16 protein-coding genes and 1 pseudogene are annotated in these 16509 nt (G+C 69.1%); 10 read left to right on the top strand and 7 right to left on the bottom strand.

Annotation, left to right across the window (positions count from 1 at the left end):
- Nucleotides 1–305 precede the first annotated feature (305 nt).
- The 3 genes from ADL25_RS31425 (at nucleotide 306) to ADL25_RS31415 (ending at nucleotide 3398) form a co-directional block, all read left to right on the top strand.
- Nucleotides 306–902 carry an SMI1/KNR4 family protein gene (locus tag ADL25_RS31425; RefSeq protein ID WP_059131279.1) on the top strand — a complete coding sequence of 199 codons (597 nt, stop codon included), beginning with the start codon at nucleotides 306–308 and terminating at the stop codon, nucleotides 900–902.
- A gap of 369 nt (nucleotides 903–1271) precedes the next feature.
- Nucleotides 1272–1625, top strand: a complete 354-nt coding sequence (locus ADL25_RS31420) for an STAS domain-containing protein (protein ID WP_059131271.1) — start codon at nucleotides 1272–1274, stop codon at nucleotides 1623–1625.
- A gap of 54 nt (nucleotides 1626–1679) precedes the next feature.
- Nucleotides 1680–3398, top strand: coding sequence for a SpoIIE family protein phosphatase (locus ADL25_RS31415; protein WP_159045050.1), 1719 nt, complete (start codon nucleotides 1680–1682; stop codon nucleotides 3396–3398).
- Nucleotides 3399–3581: 183 nt separating this feature from the next.
- Here ADL25_RS31415 and ADL25_RS31410 read toward each other — a convergent pair whose 3' ends face one another.
- Nucleotides 3582–4277, bottom strand: coding sequence for a hypothetical protein (locus ADL25_RS31410; protein WP_059131269.1), 696 nt, complete (start codon nucleotides 4275–4277; stop codon nucleotides 3582–3584).
- Nucleotides 4278–5012: 735 nt separating this feature from the next.
- Here ADL25_RS31410 and ADL25_RS51655 point away from each other — a divergent pair.
- The 3 genes and pseudogenes from ADL25_RS51655 to ADL25_RS51645 all read left to right on the top strand — a co-directional run bounded on the left by ADL25_RS51655 (nucleotide 5013) and on the right by ADL25_RS51645 (nucleotide 6100).
- On the top strand, nucleotides 5013–5315 hold the full coding sequence (locus tag ADL25_RS51655) for a Tn3 family transposase (RefSeq protein WP_159045049.1): 303 nt from the start codon (nucleotides 5013–5015) through the stop codon (nucleotides 5313–5315).
- A pseudogene (locus ADL25_RS51650) lies at nucleotides 5302–5705 on the top strand (Tn3 family transposase). Before ADL25_RS51655 ends, ADL25_RS51650 begins: the two are co-directional and overlap by 14 nt.
- A gap of 269 nt (nucleotides 5706–5974) precedes the next feature.
- Complete coding sequence (locus ADL25_RS51645) at nucleotides 5975–6100, top strand: hypothetical protein (protein ID WP_267889287.1); 126 nt, start codon at nucleotides 5975–5977, stop codon at nucleotides 6098–6100.
- 189 nt (nucleotides 6101–6289) lie between these two features.
- Here ADL25_RS51645 and ADL25_RS31400 read toward each other — a convergent pair whose 3' ends face one another.
- Together ADL25_RS31400 and ADL25_RS31395 are read right to left on the bottom strand one after the other, a co-directional pair.
- Complete coding sequence (locus tag ADL25_RS31400) at nucleotides 6290–7354, bottom strand: aldo/keto reductase (protein WP_059131268.1); 1065 nt, start codon at nucleotides 7352–7354, stop codon at nucleotides 6290–6292.
- Between the two features lie 68 nt (nucleotides 7355–7422).
- A complete protein-coding gene (locus ADL25_RS31395; RefSeq protein ID WP_059131267.1) occupies nucleotides 7423–8151 on the bottom strand; it encodes an SDR family oxidoreductase in 729 nt (242 codons plus the stop codon).
- Nucleotides 8152–8290: 139 nt separating this feature from the next.
- Between ADL25_RS31395 and ADL25_RS31390 the strand changes: the two genes are divergently transcribed.
- The 4 genes from ADL25_RS31390 (at nucleotide 8291) to ADL25_RS46735 (ending at nucleotide 14526) form a co-directional block, all read left to right on the top strand.
- Nucleotides 8291–8854: a TetR/AcrR family transcriptional regulator gene (locus tag ADL25_RS31390; protein ID WP_059131266.1), complete on the top strand. Its 564-nt coding sequence runs from the start codon at nucleotides 8291–8293 to the stop codon at nucleotides 8852–8854.
- Nucleotides 8855–9221: 367 nt separating this feature from the next.
- Nucleotides 9222–10031: a hypothetical protein gene (locus ADL25_RS31385; protein ID WP_059131265.1), complete on the top strand. Its 810-nt coding sequence runs from the start codon at nucleotides 9222–9224 to the stop codon at nucleotides 10029–10031.
- Between the two features lie 13 nt (nucleotides 10032–10044).
- On the top strand, nucleotides 10045–12360 hold the full coding sequence (locus ADL25_RS31380) for a bifunctional polysaccharide deacetylase/glycosyltransferase family 2 protein (protein WP_059131264.1): 2316 nt from the start codon (nucleotides 10045–10047) through the stop codon (nucleotides 12358–12360).
- A gap of 156 nt (nucleotides 12361–12516) precedes the next feature.
- Nucleotides 12517–14526 (top strand): SpoIIE family protein phosphatase, encoded by a 2010-nt coding sequence (locus tag ADL25_RS46735; protein ID WP_079050692.1) that lies wholly within the window; start codon nucleotides 12517–12519, stop codon nucleotides 14524–14526.
- 321 nt (nucleotides 14527–14847) lie between these two features.
- On the opposite strand, the gene ADL25_RS51640 is transcribed toward ADL25_RS46735, so the two are convergent.
- From ADL25_RS51640 to ADL25_RS31365, 4 genes are all read right to left on the bottom strand, one after another.
- Nucleotides 14848–14970 (bottom strand): hypothetical protein, encoded by a 123-nt coding sequence (locus ADL25_RS51640; RefSeq protein WP_267889286.1) that lies wholly within the window; start codon nucleotides 14968–14970, stop codon nucleotides 14848–14850.
- A 42-nt stretch (nucleotides 14971–15012) separates the two neighbouring features.
- Nucleotides 15013–15171: a hypothetical protein gene (locus tag ADL25_RS49265; protein WP_159045047.1), complete on the bottom strand. Its 159-nt coding sequence runs from the start codon at nucleotides 15169–15171 to the stop codon at nucleotides 15013–15015.
- A gap of 41 nt (nucleotides 15172–15212) precedes the next feature.
- The gene (locus ADL25_RS49260) at nucleotides 15213–15389 is read right to left on the bottom strand and encodes a hypothetical protein (RefSeq protein WP_159045046.1); all 177 of its coding nucleotides are present in this window, start codon (nucleotides 15387–15389) and stop codon (nucleotides 15213–15215) included.
- A gap of 212 nt (nucleotides 15390–15601) precedes the next feature.
- The gene (locus ADL25_RS31365) at nucleotides 15602–16504 is read right to left on the bottom strand and encodes an NmrA family NAD(P)-binding protein (RefSeq protein WP_059131262.1); all 903 of its coding nucleotides are present in this window, start codon (nucleotides 16502–16504) and stop codon (nucleotides 15602–15604) included.
- Between the last annotated feature and the right edge of the window lie 5 nt (nucleotides 16505–16509).

The following is a 16509-nucleotide window of genomic DNA, read 5'->3' as shown; positions in this document are numbered from 1 at the left end:
CCCAGCAGCCAACGGCTCTACCAGTACAAGACGTGCCATCACCCTCGCCAGGCGAACGTGCAACACCACGGAAAGTAATCACGCTCGCAGTCGTCGGGTCCCGATTGCTCACAACCAGCCGACACGGCTACTGCTCGCGAAGCCCGGATTCTGGCGTTTCCGCAGGCCCCAATGATAGTGATCAAAGGAACCTACAGCTGGAGGAGATCAAACGCAGGGCCGGGAGCGGCAGAAGCACAGCGGCCTCGCCGCTCGTGAACCCCTCAGGGACGTCAATGGGGGGTTCGCTGTGGCAGTCTGCCCGCGTGGACGATCTTGTTGGTACCCAGGCCCCGCGCTGTCGTGTGATCGACCCGGCCGAGTCGGTCGCAGAACTCGAACGGGTGCTGCCCGGCCTGATAACCCACCGTCTGCCGACACCGGTGCACATCGATTGGCTCCGTCTGGAGGGCCTGTTGGGGACGGCCCTGCCCGCCGACTACAAGCTCCTGTGCGAGCGGTACCCGGCGTTCGAGCTGAGTGACTTCATGCGCGTTGGCGGCCCGCGGCCAGGCGCTGAGGCGGGATGGATCCAAGACACCCACGAGGAATTGGAGATCATCGCCGAGTGGTGCGAGGACGCCGACGTGGCCGCACCGATGCACCCCTACCCCGCGCCGGGCGGCCTGCTTCCCTGGTCCACCTCCAACCAGGGGGACTTCTTCCTGTGGACCACCCATCCCAGCGGGCCACAAAAATGGATGGTCACCGTCGCCTCACGCAATGGTGCATGGTGGCACTACACCGGTGGAGCGGTTCAGTTCCTGGCTGATCTGGTGAGCGGTGTCCTGGAGCCCTGGGCACTGCCGACGGTCCGCCCGGAGATCACCTATGTCGATCAACCGGGTGGCAGTGGCAGATGAGGACCGCAGCGATGCCGGAAGGAGACCAGCCGTCACACCGCTGCAGTCGGCAACTTCTTCTGACCGCACTGCCTTGATCCGCCTGAATCGGCGTGGTGCCGGCCGACCAGGCATCAACGTCGAGCGTCTTCACGGCCCTTGAACGGCTCAGGAAGGCGCTCGGATTGCCGTGGCCTGCGCAGCGCGGCAGCCGTCGATGTGAGCTCTGGTGCTCTCCTCGTGCCCGCTTGGCATCGGCCGGCTGCGGCCGGCGTCCCGCGGCAGCTGCACGGGACTGTTTACACCGGCAGAGGGTGGTTACAGGCCCGAGCAGGGCTGCGGCCGTCAGGCACCAGGCCGGGGAATTTCCCCAATGAGGAGGGAGCTCCCATGACTGCAGTGCCCAGCGTACGACGCGCCGACGACTGCGGGGCATGGGCGGTGGTGATCCTGACTGGCGAGGTGGACCTGGCGCTGGCTCCGGCGCTGCGGGAAATCGTCGACGCGCTCATAGCCGACGGTCGCGCGCGCATCGTGCTGGACCTGGAAGACGTGTCGTTCATGGATTCATCCGCTCTGGGCGTGCTGGTGTATGCCATGCGGCAGGCCGAGGCGCTGGGCGGAGCGCTGCGCCTGGCGGGCCCGTGCGAGCAGGTGCGCCGCATGTTGGAGCTGACGGGGCTGGACACCGTGGTCCAGGTCTTCGCCCGCGTTGCGGCAGCGTGCGATCACCCGGATCTGTGAAGGCGGACGAGAAGGCTTGCCCGAACTCAGCAGGATGCGGGCACAATGCACAGAGTGAAGAGCAGGCCGAAAGAAGACGACCCTCTGGGCGTCGGCGTGGACGAGGCGTTGGTGTCGGCGTTGTTCGCCGCGGCGGACGCCGGCCTGTATGCCGTCGACGACGAGGGCACGGTGATCGCCTGCAACCCGGGAGCCGAACGGCTGCTGGGCTACGCGCCGGGCACCCTGATCGGGGTCAACGCCCAGCGCACCCTGCACCCGTCGAACGAAGAGTCGGCGGCCGTGCCCGTCCAGCGCCCGATCCTCCAGGACGTGGCACCGGGCAAACGCATCAGCGGCGAGCGCGCCGTACTGCAGCGCGCCGACGGCACACCGCTCGCGGTGTGGTGGACCGCGGCTCCGCTGCCCGCGCCACCGGGACGCGGCCGTGGTGTGGTGGTCGTGTTCCAGGACGCGACCGCCCAGCGTGAGCGGGAAGGACGCCGCGCCGAGCGGTACGCGCTCAGCGAGACAATGCGCGAGCAGGCCGAATACGACCTGTCGGAGACCACCTGGCTCGGTGAGTTGACGCTGGCCATGACCACCACCCTGGACGCGGACGAGGCACTGCACCGCCTGGTGCGCCAGCTGGTGCCCCGCCTTGCCGACACCGCCGTGGTCACTCTGGCCGACGGGCTCACGCATCGCCTCGCGGCTGCCGCCCACCACACGCCCGACGTACTGCCCAGCGGCCCCCGTGACGAGCCGGCGCCGGAACACGCCGCCCACCACGCGGCCGTCACCCGCATCCTCGATGGCGCCGGCACCCAGCACCTCACCGACCTCACGCCCGCAGCCGGCGGCGAAAGCGACCTGCTCACGCGCGTGGAAGCCGACAAGGCACTCGTCCTTGCGCTGCGGCTGCACGCCAGGACCTTCGGCGCGCTGACCCTGGCCCGCACATCCGCGAGCCCGCCCTTCAACGAAGCCGACCGCGCCCTGGCGGACGAGGTGGCCCGCCGCATCAGCCTGGGCCTGGACAACGCCCGCCTGCACGCCGCCCAGGCCGACATCGCCGCAGCCCTGCAACGCGCCCTGCTCACCGACCTGCCCGACGTTGCGGGTATCGAACTGGCCGCCCACTACGAGCCGGCCCAGCACACGGCCGAGGTCGGCGGCGACTGGTACGACGCCTTCCTCCTCGACGACGGTGACCTCGCCCTGGTCATCGGCGACGTCACCGGCCACGACATGCAGGCCGCCTCACGCATGAGCGAACTACGCAACATGCTCCGCGCCCTGGCCGTCGACCGCCCCCACGAACTGCCCGGCCAGATCCTGCGCCGCCTGGACACCGCCCAGGCCCGTCTGACCCTCGCCGACTCCGCCACGGCGATCTTCACCCGCCTGCACCGCACCACCAGCGGGGCCTGGCAGGCGTCATGGTCCGTAGCAGGCCACCCCCCGCCCCTGCTGATCACCGCCGACGCAGACGCCCACTACCTCACCGGGGCACACAGCATGCTCCTGGGCCTACGCCCCACCACCGAGCGCCCCACCACCCACACACCTCTGCCCCACGGCGCCACACTCCTGCTCTACACCGACGGCCTGGTCGAATCCCGCACCCGTTCCCTCGACGACGGCATGACCCGCCTCCGCCAACACGCCACCACCCACCGCCACCTACCACTGCGCGAGCTGTGCGCCACGCTGGCCCGCGATCTCGGTGACCCCCGCGACGACATCACCCTCATCGCCGCCCGCACCCCCACCCGGCCACACAACAGCTGACCCCCCGAGGGTCAGTGCGGCTGACGGCCCTTCTGTTGTCAGACCGTGTCCTGGCGGCACGTGCCGATTTCGCGCACCGCAAGTGGCGGCCGACCCCGCGACACCGGCTGGCTCCTCCCCGTGCAGGACAGGCCCCGTATCCGTCACTCACACGAGTACGGGGCCCATCATGCCCAGCAGACGTCAGCCCCGGGACGACCTACGAAGCCGCAGCACCAGGTAACCGCCCGCAGCCACCAGCGCCGCCGCAACACCCGACAGCAGGCCCACCGGTATGCCGCTACCGGTAGCGGCCAGATCACCGCCGCCCTGCGCGGACGGGGAGGCGACAGCCGAGGGGGCCGCCCCACCCTCACCAGAGGAGGCACTCGGTGCAGCGGTCGCACCCGCCGGCCCAGAAGGCAAGGACGACGCCGACGAGGAGGGCGACACCGAGGCGGACGGTGCCGTGCCGCCACCACCGCCCCCGGAGCCCTTGCAGTCCGTCCAGAACACCTTATGCTTCGCGGCTCCCTTCTCGCCGTCGAAGTTCCAGAACAGCTTGTAGTGCCCGTCGGGCAGCGACAGATCCGCCGTACGGCCGTGGCCCTCGGTATCCAGAGCGATGGCCCCGGACTTCACACTCTCGCCCTTGGTGGCGGCGGTCGGCGCCCACGCCTCGATGTGCCAGTCCACCTTCTGGACCGCGTCGAAACCGAACGCATCGAGGTAGAACGTGCAAACGTGCGGCTCGTTACGACGCAACTCCTCGCCCGTCTTGGCGTCATGGATCTTCACCGTCCCGTTGTCACCGGGAGCGGTGGCGTGCGCGGCCGGCGCGAGGAGCAGCACGGTCGAAACGCCGGCGGCCAGCGCGCCGACACGGATAAGAATAGGCATGAATGGGTCCATCTTCGATATACGAACGGGAAGACGTGGAGAGGGCGGCTCAGCCTCCTGCCCGTCCTGACGAAAGGTCAAGCACGATCCGGCAACGACAAGGGCCTGCTGCCGGCATAGAAGCCACCTCAAGACGCCGCAGACGTCCTCGCGCTGCGCGGGCCGTCATGACGGCGGCGCTGGTTGGCATCGATTGCGGTGGCTGCTGCATTCCTCCGCGATACAGCAGCCACCGCGGCTTGTGCGCAGAGAAGATCCGGAGCTTCTGGGGCATCCCCCTGCCGCCGGACCTCCCTCTACATGTCCTTCTCTTCGGCCTTGCCCTCGGCTGCTCCGGCCTGTCCGGACGCACTGCTCGCCCCACCAGGGTGGTAGCCCAAAGCCCCAGCCCTTCCCCCGCCTGTTCGCACCGCGGCCTCCGTACCTGGCCCAACACAGTCCTCGTTTGCACCGGATCCATTCCGAGTCCGCCGCCACACACGCTTCGGTCGCATCAGCGGCCTCATGGTGACCAGCGCAGAGGCACACAGAAGTGTCACAGCACTTCAAGAGCCCTTCACACGAGCGCTGCCCCCGCTTGCGCACAGCCGGCGCGAAACGTCACCGCGGGCGCGCTTGGAAGGTGTGCTGGTTCATCCATGCCCGCCGGTCCAGTGCCCGACCGGCGCCACCCAGGGTGATGTTTCACGTCGGCTGAGCGCTCTGTGAATGCCGAACGCGTGCAAAGGAAGCCAGGTGGCCGGGCCCCTGACCAGGTCGCCGAACCGCGCACCCCCAGACCGCGTGGACCGGCAGTACACCGACACCCACGGCGCGTCCATCGTCGGCTTCGCCTTCGCCCACATTCTCGGCTTCAAGCTCATGCCGAGGCTGAAGAACATCGACTCCGCCCGGCTGTACAGGCCAGCCGCGGGCGAGGACGACAGCTGGCCGAACCCCGCACCGGTACTGTCCACCAAGACGATCAACTGGGACCTGATCCGCCGGCAGTACAACCAGATCGTGAAGTACCGCCGCGCTCCGCCTGGGCACCCCTGAGGACGAGCAGGTCCTGCGCCGCTTCACCCGCGGCTACCCCAAGCACCCCACCTACCAGGCGATCGAGGAGTTGGGCCGGGCCGTGCGCACGGCGTTCGTCTGCGACTACCTCGCCGACATCGAGCCGCGTCAGGAGATCCACGAGGGCCTGCCGGTCGTGGAGAACTGGAACAGCGCGAACAAGGACCTCTTCTATGGCAAGGACGGTGACCTGGCCGGCAGGACAAGGAGTCCCAGGAGGTGTCCATGCTCGCCCTCCATCTGCTCCAGTCCGCCTTGGTCCACGTCAACACGCTGCTGATGCAGCAGATCCTCGCTGATCCGAAGTGGGCCGACACGCTCACCGACGCGGACCGGCGGGCGCTGTACCCCTGTTCTGGACGCACGTGAACCCCTACGGCCGGTTCGAGCTGGACATGAACAGCCGCCCAGAGCTGGACCTGACCGCCCGGGCTGCGATGTTGCCCGGCCCGCGCGCCCTCGAGAGTGAGAGCGCGACGGCCCCCGTGTGACTGGGGCGGCGTGGCCGGGCTGATGCGCCGCTGAGCCTGCATCCTCTCACCGTCGGTGGCATGACGACGCGCGGAGAAGGTCGCCGAGGACCTCACCGTGAGGACTCGCAGCAGCCGAGGAGGTGTGGGCCTTTCGGCGACCTCATCATGGCCGCTTCCCGCCGCATCTGCGCCGTCCGCGCGCAGGAACTGGGCCGGCATCCCGAGCACCGCGACATGCTCGCCATGAACGATGACCAGCGTCTGCGCGATCTCGCCGCCACCGGCGCCTGATCCACGGCCCGGCCCCCCGCCGCTCCTCAGCCCCCGCGGGGACCGATGGCTTCCTGACGGCCCGTGGAAGCGGCCACCTCTGCGCGCCCTTCCCGTGGGAGTTACATGACGCTCTAACCGCCTAACAGGGGGCAAAGCCTGATTGTCGACGCGCACCAGGGCGGCGAGTTGCCGCCCTGTGCGCGTCCGTCAATGGTGGGCCTGGATCTTCAGGTCGCCGCGGGTCTGTGCGCGAATGTGGTCACTGGCGAGCATGGCGTGGGGGAAGCCGAGGTCGATCGCGCTGACCTCGTCCACGCGCGCCATCTGGGACCGGGTTAGGTCGACCTCAAGGGCTCCCAGGTTCTCCTGCAGCTGTTCGACAGTTCGCGCGCCGATGATGGGCGCGGTCACCCCTGGGTTGTGCAAGGTCCAGGCCAGTGCGACCTGTGCAGGGGTCCGGCCCAGTTCCGCCGCGACCTCCTTGACGACGTCCACGATGGCGAGGTTGCGCTCGGTCACTCCGCCCAGGGCCAGGTTGAAGCTCTTGCGGGCGCTCTCACTCTGGTCGGACGCCGGTGCGGTCAAGTCCTGGCGGCTGTACTTGCCGGTGAGGACCCCACCCGCCAAGGGGGACCACAGCACGGTTCCCAGTCCCAGCTCCTGGGCCATCGGCAGAAGGTCACGCTCCCCGGTGCGTTCCACCAGGTTGTACTCCAGCTGTAGCGCCGTCAGTGGCGACCAGCCGCGCAGGTCGGCGATCGTCTGCATGCGTGAGATCTGCCAGGCCGGGGTGTTGGAGATGGCGACGTAGAGGATCTTGCCCTCGCGCACCAGGTCGTCCAGGCCGCGCAGGATCTCCTCCACGGGAGTGGTGGAGTCCCACACGTGCAGGTAGAGCAGGTCGATGTAGTCGGTGTTCAGCTGCCGCAGGCTGGTTTCGACCGCGCCGAACAGACTCTTTCGGCTGGCGCCACCGGAGTTGGGGTCATCGGGCCGGCGCAGCGTCGTGTACTTGGTCGCCAGGACCAGACTGTCGCGCCGGTTACGGGCGAACTCGCCGAGCATGCGCTCGGAGGTGCCGTTGGTATAGGTGACAGCGGTGTCGATGAAGTTCCCACCCCGCTCGACGTAGAGGTCGAACAGTTTCCGCGCCTCGTCCTGCTCCGCGCCCCAGCCCCAGTCGTTGCCGAAGGTGGCCGCGCCGAGCGCGAGTGGTGAGACCCGCAGGCCGGAATGTCCCAGCTGCCGGTAGGTGTCGAGCGTGAGCGCCATCGTATTCTCCTGTGAAGTGTGGTTCCTGGCGTGTGTTGCGTGCGGGCCGGTCGTGGGCCCGTGGGTGCTCATCCGGCTCCGAGCCCGTAGCCGCCGGCCACGGTGACGTCCTGGCCGGTGATATAGCCGGCGGCGTCCGAGGCGAGGAAGGCGACTGCCTCCGCGACCTCCTGGCTGGATCCGAAGCGCTCGAAGGGGATCTTCGCGCGCATGGCGTCCCGGCCGCTCTGGGGCACTCCCAGCTTGTCGAACAGTGGGGTGTCGGTGGCCCCGGGGCTCACGGCGTTGACGCGAATTCTGCGCGGAGCCAGTTCGAGCGCGAGCGAGGGCAGCATCGCCAGCAGCGCGCCGCGTGTCGCCGCCCCCACTGTGGCGCCAGGGCTGCCGCGACGGGATCCGATGCCCACGGTCAGGACGATCGAGCTGCCGTCGTTCATGAGGGGAAGGGCTTTTTGGAGGGTGAAGTACTGGCCCTTGAAGTTGAGGTCGGCGTGCTCGTCGAACGATTCCTCCGTCACATCGGCCACCGGTGCCGGGCGAAATATCCCGGCGTTGAGGAAGAGCAGGTCCAGTGACCCGAACCGCGCCGACACCGTTGACATCAGAGCGTCGGTGTCGGAGAGCACCCGCGCATCGGCTCGGACGATGAGCACGTCATCGGGGAGCTCGGACCGTGCCCGTGCGAGGGAATCAGGATTCTGTCCGGTGACCGCGACCTGGTAGCCGCGGGCGTGCAGCAACTCGGCCGTCGCTCTGCCGATCCCGGTCGTCCCACCGGTGATGAGTGCTGTAGGCATGGCAAACCTTTCGTCGCTGAAGCAGTAGGCGAGACCACTTCACAACCGGGGAACTCCCCGGTTGTCTCACCGTACACTGAACCGGGGACATCCCCAATTCGCTCCCGAGCCTCATCCGACACTCACGATCGCGAAGGTCATGACACCTCCACGCAGCACCCTGCGCGCCGACGCGCAGCGCAACCGCGAGCAGCTGATCGCCACAGCCGCCGAAGCCTTCGCATCCGGACGCGCGATCTCCCTGGATGCGATCGCCAAGCGCGCGGGAGTGGGGAACGCCACCCTGTACCGGCACTTCCCCACCCGAGAGGATCTCGTCGAAGAGGTCTACCGTGACCAGATCCGCCCCTTGCGCGAAGACGCGCACACCCTGCTGGCTACCGAGCCGCCCGCACAGGCCCTCCACGCGTGGATGCTCCGATTCGCCGACTGGGCCGGCGAACGACGCGGCATCTGTGAGGCCCTGGTCGCCATGAGCGCTTCCGGCCGCTTCGGCACCGGACCGGTCTGTGACGAGGTCCAGCAGGTCCTGGCGATGGTGCTCAAGGCCGGCGCCACAGCAGGAGAACTGCGCAGCGACATCTCCCCGACCGACGTAGGCGGCATCCTCGCCGGTTTGCTTTCCGTAGCCGGCGCACCCGAGCAGCGCCCCCAACTGAACCGCATGCTGGACGTCGTCGTCGACGGACTCAGGCCCCGCTAAGCGATACGCCAGCGGTTCGGCGAGGCGTCGGCCTATGCCGGACGACATGGCTGCCGCCGCGGCGGTCGTGGTACCCCAGGCGTTGGCGAGGACCCACGGTTCGGCTCGTTCCCCGCCTCGCGACGACGCCCGAAACGGCTCGTCAGGTGCTCCTGCCGTCCTGACCGCCCATCGAGTCGCCGCGAGCCGTGCCGCCTGAAGCAGCCGGCGACCGCATGCCGTCTTCCTGTCGACTCCACGGTCGGCCCATTCGCCCTGTCTGGTCGATTCGTTCTGCGCTGCAGGGCTCAGGTGTAACACTTCCGGCCTCGTTCGCTCTCTCCAAGCGGACGGCTGTGTCGGTCGGCCAGGGCAAGGAGGCACGACCGTGCAGTGGACGAACGAAAGCGACGCGCCGTACGGCGCGGATCCGTACGGCGGCGCCGGGTACACGTACGGGTACGGCGACGAGTACGGCGGCAGCACCACCGTCGATACCGCCGCGATGCCCAGCGGGCCGGTGGAGTCCGCGCATTCGGCCCAGCCGACGGGCTATGTCGATGCGGCGGGGCCGAACCCCTACACCGCCTGGCCGCATCTCTACGTCCTCACGCCGGATACCCACGCCGCCGGGCCAGGCCCTGACACTACGGGGTGGGACGCGGGCCACGGCGACGTGCTCACCGTGCCGCCCCCGGAAAACAACACGCCGGATCTTCCCGCGCCAGGACCGGACACACCGGAGGGTGACTCGACACGGCCCGTCTTCGTCGATCCCACGGGGCGACGCCAACGCCACGTGCTGCGCGCCGCCCGCCTACTGGTGATTCCCGCCGGCGGCTACGTGGCCCTACTGATCAGCGCGGTGCTGGGTGGCCCCAGCCTCAGCGCCCCCTTCGTCCCGCAACCGGACTCCACCCATCCGGACTCGCCCCGGGCGACCGCGCCCGACACCCCCGCCGGCCCCGGCCACACCGCGGGAAGCGCGACCTCCGCGGCGAGACAGGCGAACGTGCGCCCCACGCCGCCGCAGAAGACGTCCGGCTCCGCCGGCCGCCCGGCCACCTCCGTGGCAACACCCGCGCCCACCACACCCACACACACGGCCATCGAGGCCCCGAACTCGACCCCGACCGCAACCCCCACCCGGACGCCCAAAGGCCGCGCGGTCGGCTCGTCCCACAATCCCGTGAAGTGATCCAAGACCCCTGATGAGCAACCGCACACGCTCCACCGCTCCTCGTCGGCGCAGCCGCACCCGCCAGATCACACCGCGCACTCACTGGCTGCTGCTGAGTGTGCTGGCGGTGACCCTGGCGACGGCCCTTGTGCTGCAGGGCTACACCCATCACATGTTCGGTATCACCTCGGACAGCGTGACCGGCGCTCGTGGCAGCACCGACATGGTTCCCAGCCAGGTGATGCGCGGTGGCCCCGTGATCGCGAACGCCGCCACCACCGCGCACACCGCCCAGGTGAAGCCCCGTACGATCGCCCTGACCTTCGATGACGGCCCGGACCCTGTCTGGACGCCACGGATCCTGGACGTGCTGCGCCGCAACCATGTGCATGCGACCTTCTTCATCGTGGGAACCCAGGCCGTGGCCCACCCCGAACTGGTACGCCGGATCGTCGCAGAGGGCCACCAGATCGGCATCCACACCTTCACCCATCCCGACCTGGCTCGCCTTGCCCCCTGGCAGCGCTCCCTGGAACTGCGCGAGACGCAGCTCGCGGTGGCCGGCGCCGCGGGGGTCACCACCGCACTGCTGAGGCCGCCGTACTCCTCGCGGAACAACGCACTGGACAACACCGACTGGTCCGTCCTCCAGCAGGCCGACGGGGCAGGGTATGTCACGGTGCTCGCCACTCAGGACGCCGATGACTGGCAGCGCCCGGGCGTGAAGCGGATCCTCACCCAGGCCACACCACACGGCCGCACGGGGCAGATCGTGCTGATGCACGACGCCGGCGGTGACCGGTCCCAGACCGTCGCCGCGCTGAACATCCTGCTCCCGCGGCTCAAGGCACAGGGCTACACGCTCGCGACGGTCTCCGATGCGGTCGGCATGGCCGCGCCCGTCCACCCCGCCGGGTTCGCCGACCACCTGCAAGGGCTGGCCCTCGTCACGGTGCTGCAAGGCGGCGACTGGGTCGTGCGGCTGCTGGGCCTGCTGATGTACGCCGCCGGAGCGATCAGCGTGCTGCGCGCGGTAGTTGTGCTAATCGCCGCTCGACGGCACCGGCGCCTGCGCAGGCCACGCCGGGGACGACCCTGGGGGCCACCGGTCACCGAGCCCGTCAGCATCATCGTCCCCGCCTACAACGAGAGCGCCGGCATCGAGGCAGCCGTACGCTCACTGCTCGCCTCGAACCATCCGGTCGAGATCATCGTGGTGGACGACGGTTCGACCGACGGCACCGCCGAGTTGGTGCAATCGCTTCACCTTCCGGTACGAGTGATCCGCCAGCACAACGCGGGCAAGCCCGCCGCCCTCAACACCGGGCTCGCAGCCGCCTCCTGCGATCTGGTGGTCATGGTCGACGGCGACACGGTCTTCGAGCCCGACACCGTCGCCATGATCGTGCAACCCTTCGCCGATCCCCGCGTGGGCGCCGTATCGGGCAACGCCAAGGTCGTCAACCGCGGTGGCCTGCTGGGCCGCTGGCAGCACATCGAGTACGTGGTCGGCTTCAACCTCGACCGTCGCCTGTTCGACCTCGCCGAATGCATGCCGACCGTACCCGGAGCCGTCGGCGCGTTCCGCCGCCGGGCACTGCTGGACCTCGGCGGCGTCAGCGACGACACCCTCGCCGAGGACACGGACCTGACCATGGCACTGTGCCGAAACGGCTGGCGCGTGGTGTACGAGGAGAAAGCCAAGGCCTGGACCGAAGCGCCCGCATCACTCGACGCCCTGTGGCGACAGCGATACCGATGGTGCTACGGCACCCTGCAGGCGATGTGGAAACACCGCGGCGGCCTGGCACAGCGCGGCCCGGCCGGAAAACTGGGTCGCCGAGGCCTGGTCTACCTGCTGCTCTTCCAGGTCCTGCTGCCCCTGCTCGCACCCGCCGTCGACATCTTCGCCCTGTACGGGCTCATCTTCCTCGACCCGGTCCGGATCATCGGGCTCTGGCTCGCCTTCCTGCTGCTGCAACTCATGATGGGCCTGTACGCGTTCCGCCTGGACGCAGAGCGCCCGGGACCGCTGTGGAGCCTGCCGCTGCAGCAGTTCGTCTACAGGCAGTTGATGTACCTGGTCGTGATCCAGTCCGTCTTCACCGCAGTATCGGGCTCACGGCTGCGCTGGCAGCGCATGGAGCGATACGGCAGCCTGCAAGCCCCCACAGGCACGGAGGCTGCAACAGCACTAAACGAACGCACCCCGCTGGAGCCGGACTTTCGGCCGCAGGCAGCGCACGGCGCCTTCCAGCATCCGGCACCGTACGACGGGCCTCCGCAGTCCACACCCCACAACGGTTTCCGGCAGCCGGCATCGCAGGAAACATCGCAACTGTACTGAGAGGTTTCGCAGGCGGCCTCATGAACGTCCCGGGGAACAGATCCCATGCATCGGCCCGTATCGGACGCCCCACGGCGGCCATGACGCCGATCGCGTCACTCGCCGCAGCCAGTCAGACACATCTCTCGCCGAGACATCGCACCCAAATGCGCGAACATGAGTGGAGAGGCTGTATTGGCATGTACCAGGGAGCCACAGATGGACGCCTCGGACGAACTTCTTCGAGGGGCTGACCCGGCGGCTCTTTTGACGCTGGACGGTGCAATCCGCCGTCTCAACACTGCCATGGCCATAGCGCTGGGCAGGCCCGCGGAAGACTGCTTGGGCCGTGCTTTCGGCGACCTGTGGCCCGCAGGCCAGCGGATGTCGGCCCGGAGTCTCGTGGTGACCGCCGCGAGGACGAAGGCGGTCGCGATGCGGGTGCTGGAGTTCCCCGGGCGCGGCGGAGCATCCGTTGCCTGCTTGCTCGAGGCGCAGCCCGTGAAGGATCCCTGCGGTGACGAGCAGTTGGCATGGGTGCACGCCCTGGATGCGCGAAACGACCTGGCCAGCCTGCTGATCCCGTTCCGGCTGGCCACCGAGGCCGCCGACTTCGGCCTGTGGATGTATTCACCCCATGAGCACCAGATGGAGTGGCTCAGTGGACTGGCCGCTCTGGTTGCGCTCTACCCTGATCCCACCGCGCCGCTCTCCAAAGTGATCGCGGCAGTGCACCCGGACGACCGCGAGTCCTTCCGGCAGCTCCTGCGCTCCGCCCCCGCCCAGTCCCCATGGGTCAGACTGCGGTATCTCACCGCACACGACGGCTGGCACCACCTGGCCGTGCAGACCCGCCGTATCCAGCTGGGCTATGACGGCCCCGAACGGATCTTCGGGCTGGTCCGCGACGACACCAAGCAGGAAAAACGCAGGAAGCAGGCGCAGACGGCACTGGCTGCAGAGCGACAGCGCGCCAAGGAGGTCGCCGACTTCTCCTCCGCCTTGATCACCGCGGCCACGGAGCAGGAACTGCAGCAGGTCGTGTTGACCCGGTTGGCCGCGACCTTCGGCGCCAGTGGTGCCCTGCTCGCTCTCGTCGTCGACGGCCGCCTGCGCGTGTCCACCGACGCCGGAATATCCATGCGGGAGGCCCAGGCCCGGCACGGCCTGCCACTGGACCATCCCAGCGCGATACCCGAGGCGATCCGCACCGGCCAGCCGCTGTTCATCCCCGACCGGCAGGACTACACCCGCCGCTGGCCGGACGGGGTCGGTTTCCCGTGGCTCGGCTCGCTCGGCTTCGACTACACCGTGTCCATCACCCCCCTCAGCGAGAGCGGCGATCAACCCCTGGGGGCATGGATGCTGACCTACGGCAGCGGGCACCGGCCCTCGCTGGAAGAGCGGACCCTCATGGGCACGCTCGCCGACCTGGCAGGCCAGGCGCTGCGGCGCATCAGATTGCAGCAGACACGCGTGGAGCTGGCCACGGCACTGCAGCAGACCATGCTGCCCACGCTGCCCGAGCACCTCCCGGGCCTGGACGTCGCCGCCCGCTACCGGCCCAGCCGCGACGGGCTGGACATCGGCGGAGACTGGTACGACGCCTTCGTCATGCCCGACGGCACGATCGCCCTGGAGATCGGCGACGTCCAGGGACATGACGTGGACGCCGCCGCCTTCATGGGACAGGTACGCCTGTCCATGCGTGCCATCGCCGCCCAGGAGCCGGATCCGAGAGCCGTGCTGAAGCGGACCAACGAGCTGCTCCTCACGCTGGCCCCCGCACGTTTCGCCAGCTGCACCATCCTGCACGTCGATCCGCACGACGGACAGGTCACCGGCACCAGCGCCGGCCACGTGCCGGTGCTGTGCGCCCACAAGGACGGCAGCCACGAGGTCCGTGAGCTGCCGGGCGGGCCGGTGCTGGGAGTGGTGACCGGCACCGACTACCGCGACGAGACGTTCACCCTGGACGAGGACAGTGCGCTGGTCATGGTCACCGACGGCGTGGTCGAAGGACCGGGCCTGCCCCTGGAGACCGGACTGGAACAAACCGGAGCAACGGCCGCGCAAGCCATCCACGACGGACTGAACGCCGACGAGACCGCCGACCGCATCCTCGACGCAGCGGTCGCAGTCGACCACCTCGACGACGTGGCCGTCCTGGTCATCCGACGCACATGACAGCTCCCCCGCGCCTCCCGACTCCGACGCCGGCTACCTGGCACGAGACGCTGTGGTGAGGGTGAGCGGCGCAGCCTCAATGACCCAGGCACGCCGGCGGGGCGCAGGGCCGTTTCACCGTGGTTCCCCGCTGCTCCCCATGATCTCCCACGCGATCGGGCATGCGGGGGCATGCTGCTTGTCCCTTCGGGCCGGCAAGCCCGCGGCTAATCCTGTGTTCCCTGCAAGGGCGCGGGGAACGCCGTCACGGGCAGGCGGCACTATGACCACACGCTCGACGACGGAAACGCCCGTTCCAGGCCGCCGCGAGGAGCCGCGCGATCAGACGAACAGCACCACCACCGCCGCCGCCACGGACGCGACCCCGGCCGGCACAACAGCACCCAGCAGCAGGATGAGCACCACGCCGAACACGAGCTGTCCCGTCGTTCGGCGACCGACCATCGTGTTGTCGGGGTCCGCGGGGGCGTAGGTGATCTCGGCCCGCTAGGCGCCGCCCTCCGCGCCCGTGCGCTCACACCGCGCCTCGCGGCTGTCGACGTAGGCGTACTGCTTGACATCGCCGGACCAGTGGGAGCTCTGCAGCCGCCCCTCCACGGTGACCCCCGCGTACGCAGCACCCAGCCGGCCCAAAACAGCCGCCATCCGGCGAACACGCCCCAGGCGCCGACGGCGTTCGTCGCCGGTCAGCACGACGGGCAGCCGCCGCCCCCGGCGCCGTGGACCACGACCCGTTCTATCGCCGCCACCGGTATCCGGCGCCGCACACCGTCCGCCTCCAGCAACACCGTCTTCTCCCGCAGCCGGGCGGAGGCACGGCGTCTGCCGTGCAGCACCGGCGAGGACGTCTGCGTCGAGGCCATGCGCGGGCACATGAGGCGAGCCGGGGACCGAAGGCGGCGGATCAGCGGGCTGTACCCGAGCACACCGGTGCGTTCGCCCGCGAGCCGGGGTGGGCCGGCCAACTCCACCACTGTCTCAAGCAACGATCGGCCGTGTCATCGTCCCGCCGCACAGGCAACGGTCACCATCTGCGCTGGTGACGGCATCGCCGGGAGGGCTGGGCGGAGGGGGTTCAGCCCAGGTAGAAGTCCTTTCGGGCGGTTACGAACGCCTCGACCGACTGGGCGGGGATGCCCGTCACACGCTCGACGCCGTCGGCGGTGCGGTCGTAACGGCCCTCCCGGTGCAACTGGGCCATGGTGGCGACGTGCCGTTCGAGGTGCGTCGGCATTCCCAGCTTCGGAAGCCGGGCCTCCCATCGCTCAGCGGGCATATCCACATAGGACACCGGACGGCCCAGCGCCCGTGAGAATTCCGCGGCCAGATCCGTCATGTCGACCGAGCGCGGCCCGGTCAGCTCGTAGACCTGCCCGATGTGGGGGGCCGGGTCGCAAAGCACGGTGGCGATGACCCGGGCGACGTCGTCCACGGCGACCGGCGAGGTGCGTCCGGTGCCGAACGGCAGCGCGATCGTGCCGTTCTCTCGGATCGAGCGCGCCGCCATCGTGGTGAACAGCGGAGTGTCCAGGAACGCCGTCGGCCGGATGTGCACCACCGGCAGACCCGACCAGTTCAGCACCTGCTCCGCCAGCCAGTGCAGCCGCTGCTGGTGCGACTCCCCGGTGCTGGTGGCGGTCATCTGTGACACCGTCATCTGCGACAGGTCGACGAGGGCCTCCAGCGTTCCGTGCTCCTTCGCGACGGAAGCCACCACGGTCGCCGCCAGCAGGTGGTCCGGCGACACGCGCATCCCGAAGTACATGCGCGTCACGTTCTGCAGCGCGGCCGCAACCGTCTCGGGCCTGGTCAGGTCACCGATGACGACCTCCGCGCCCAGTGCCCGCAGCTCAGCGGCACGCTCATCGTCGCGGCGGACCATGAAACGCACCGGCACATCCTTGGCACGCAAATGCTCGAAGACGGTGCGGCCCACGCCGCCGGCACCGGGGACAAGAACAAGGTTGTTGGCAACCATCAGGC

Origin of the sequence: Streptomyces sp. NRRL F-5122 (genome assembly GCF_001507435.1) — a bacterium.
Classification (GTDB): domain Bacteria; phylum Actinomycetota; class Actinomycetes; order Streptomycetales; family Streptomycetaceae; genus Streptomyces; species Streptomyces lannensis.
This window is presented reverse-complemented; position numbering and strand designations above follow the sequence as displayed.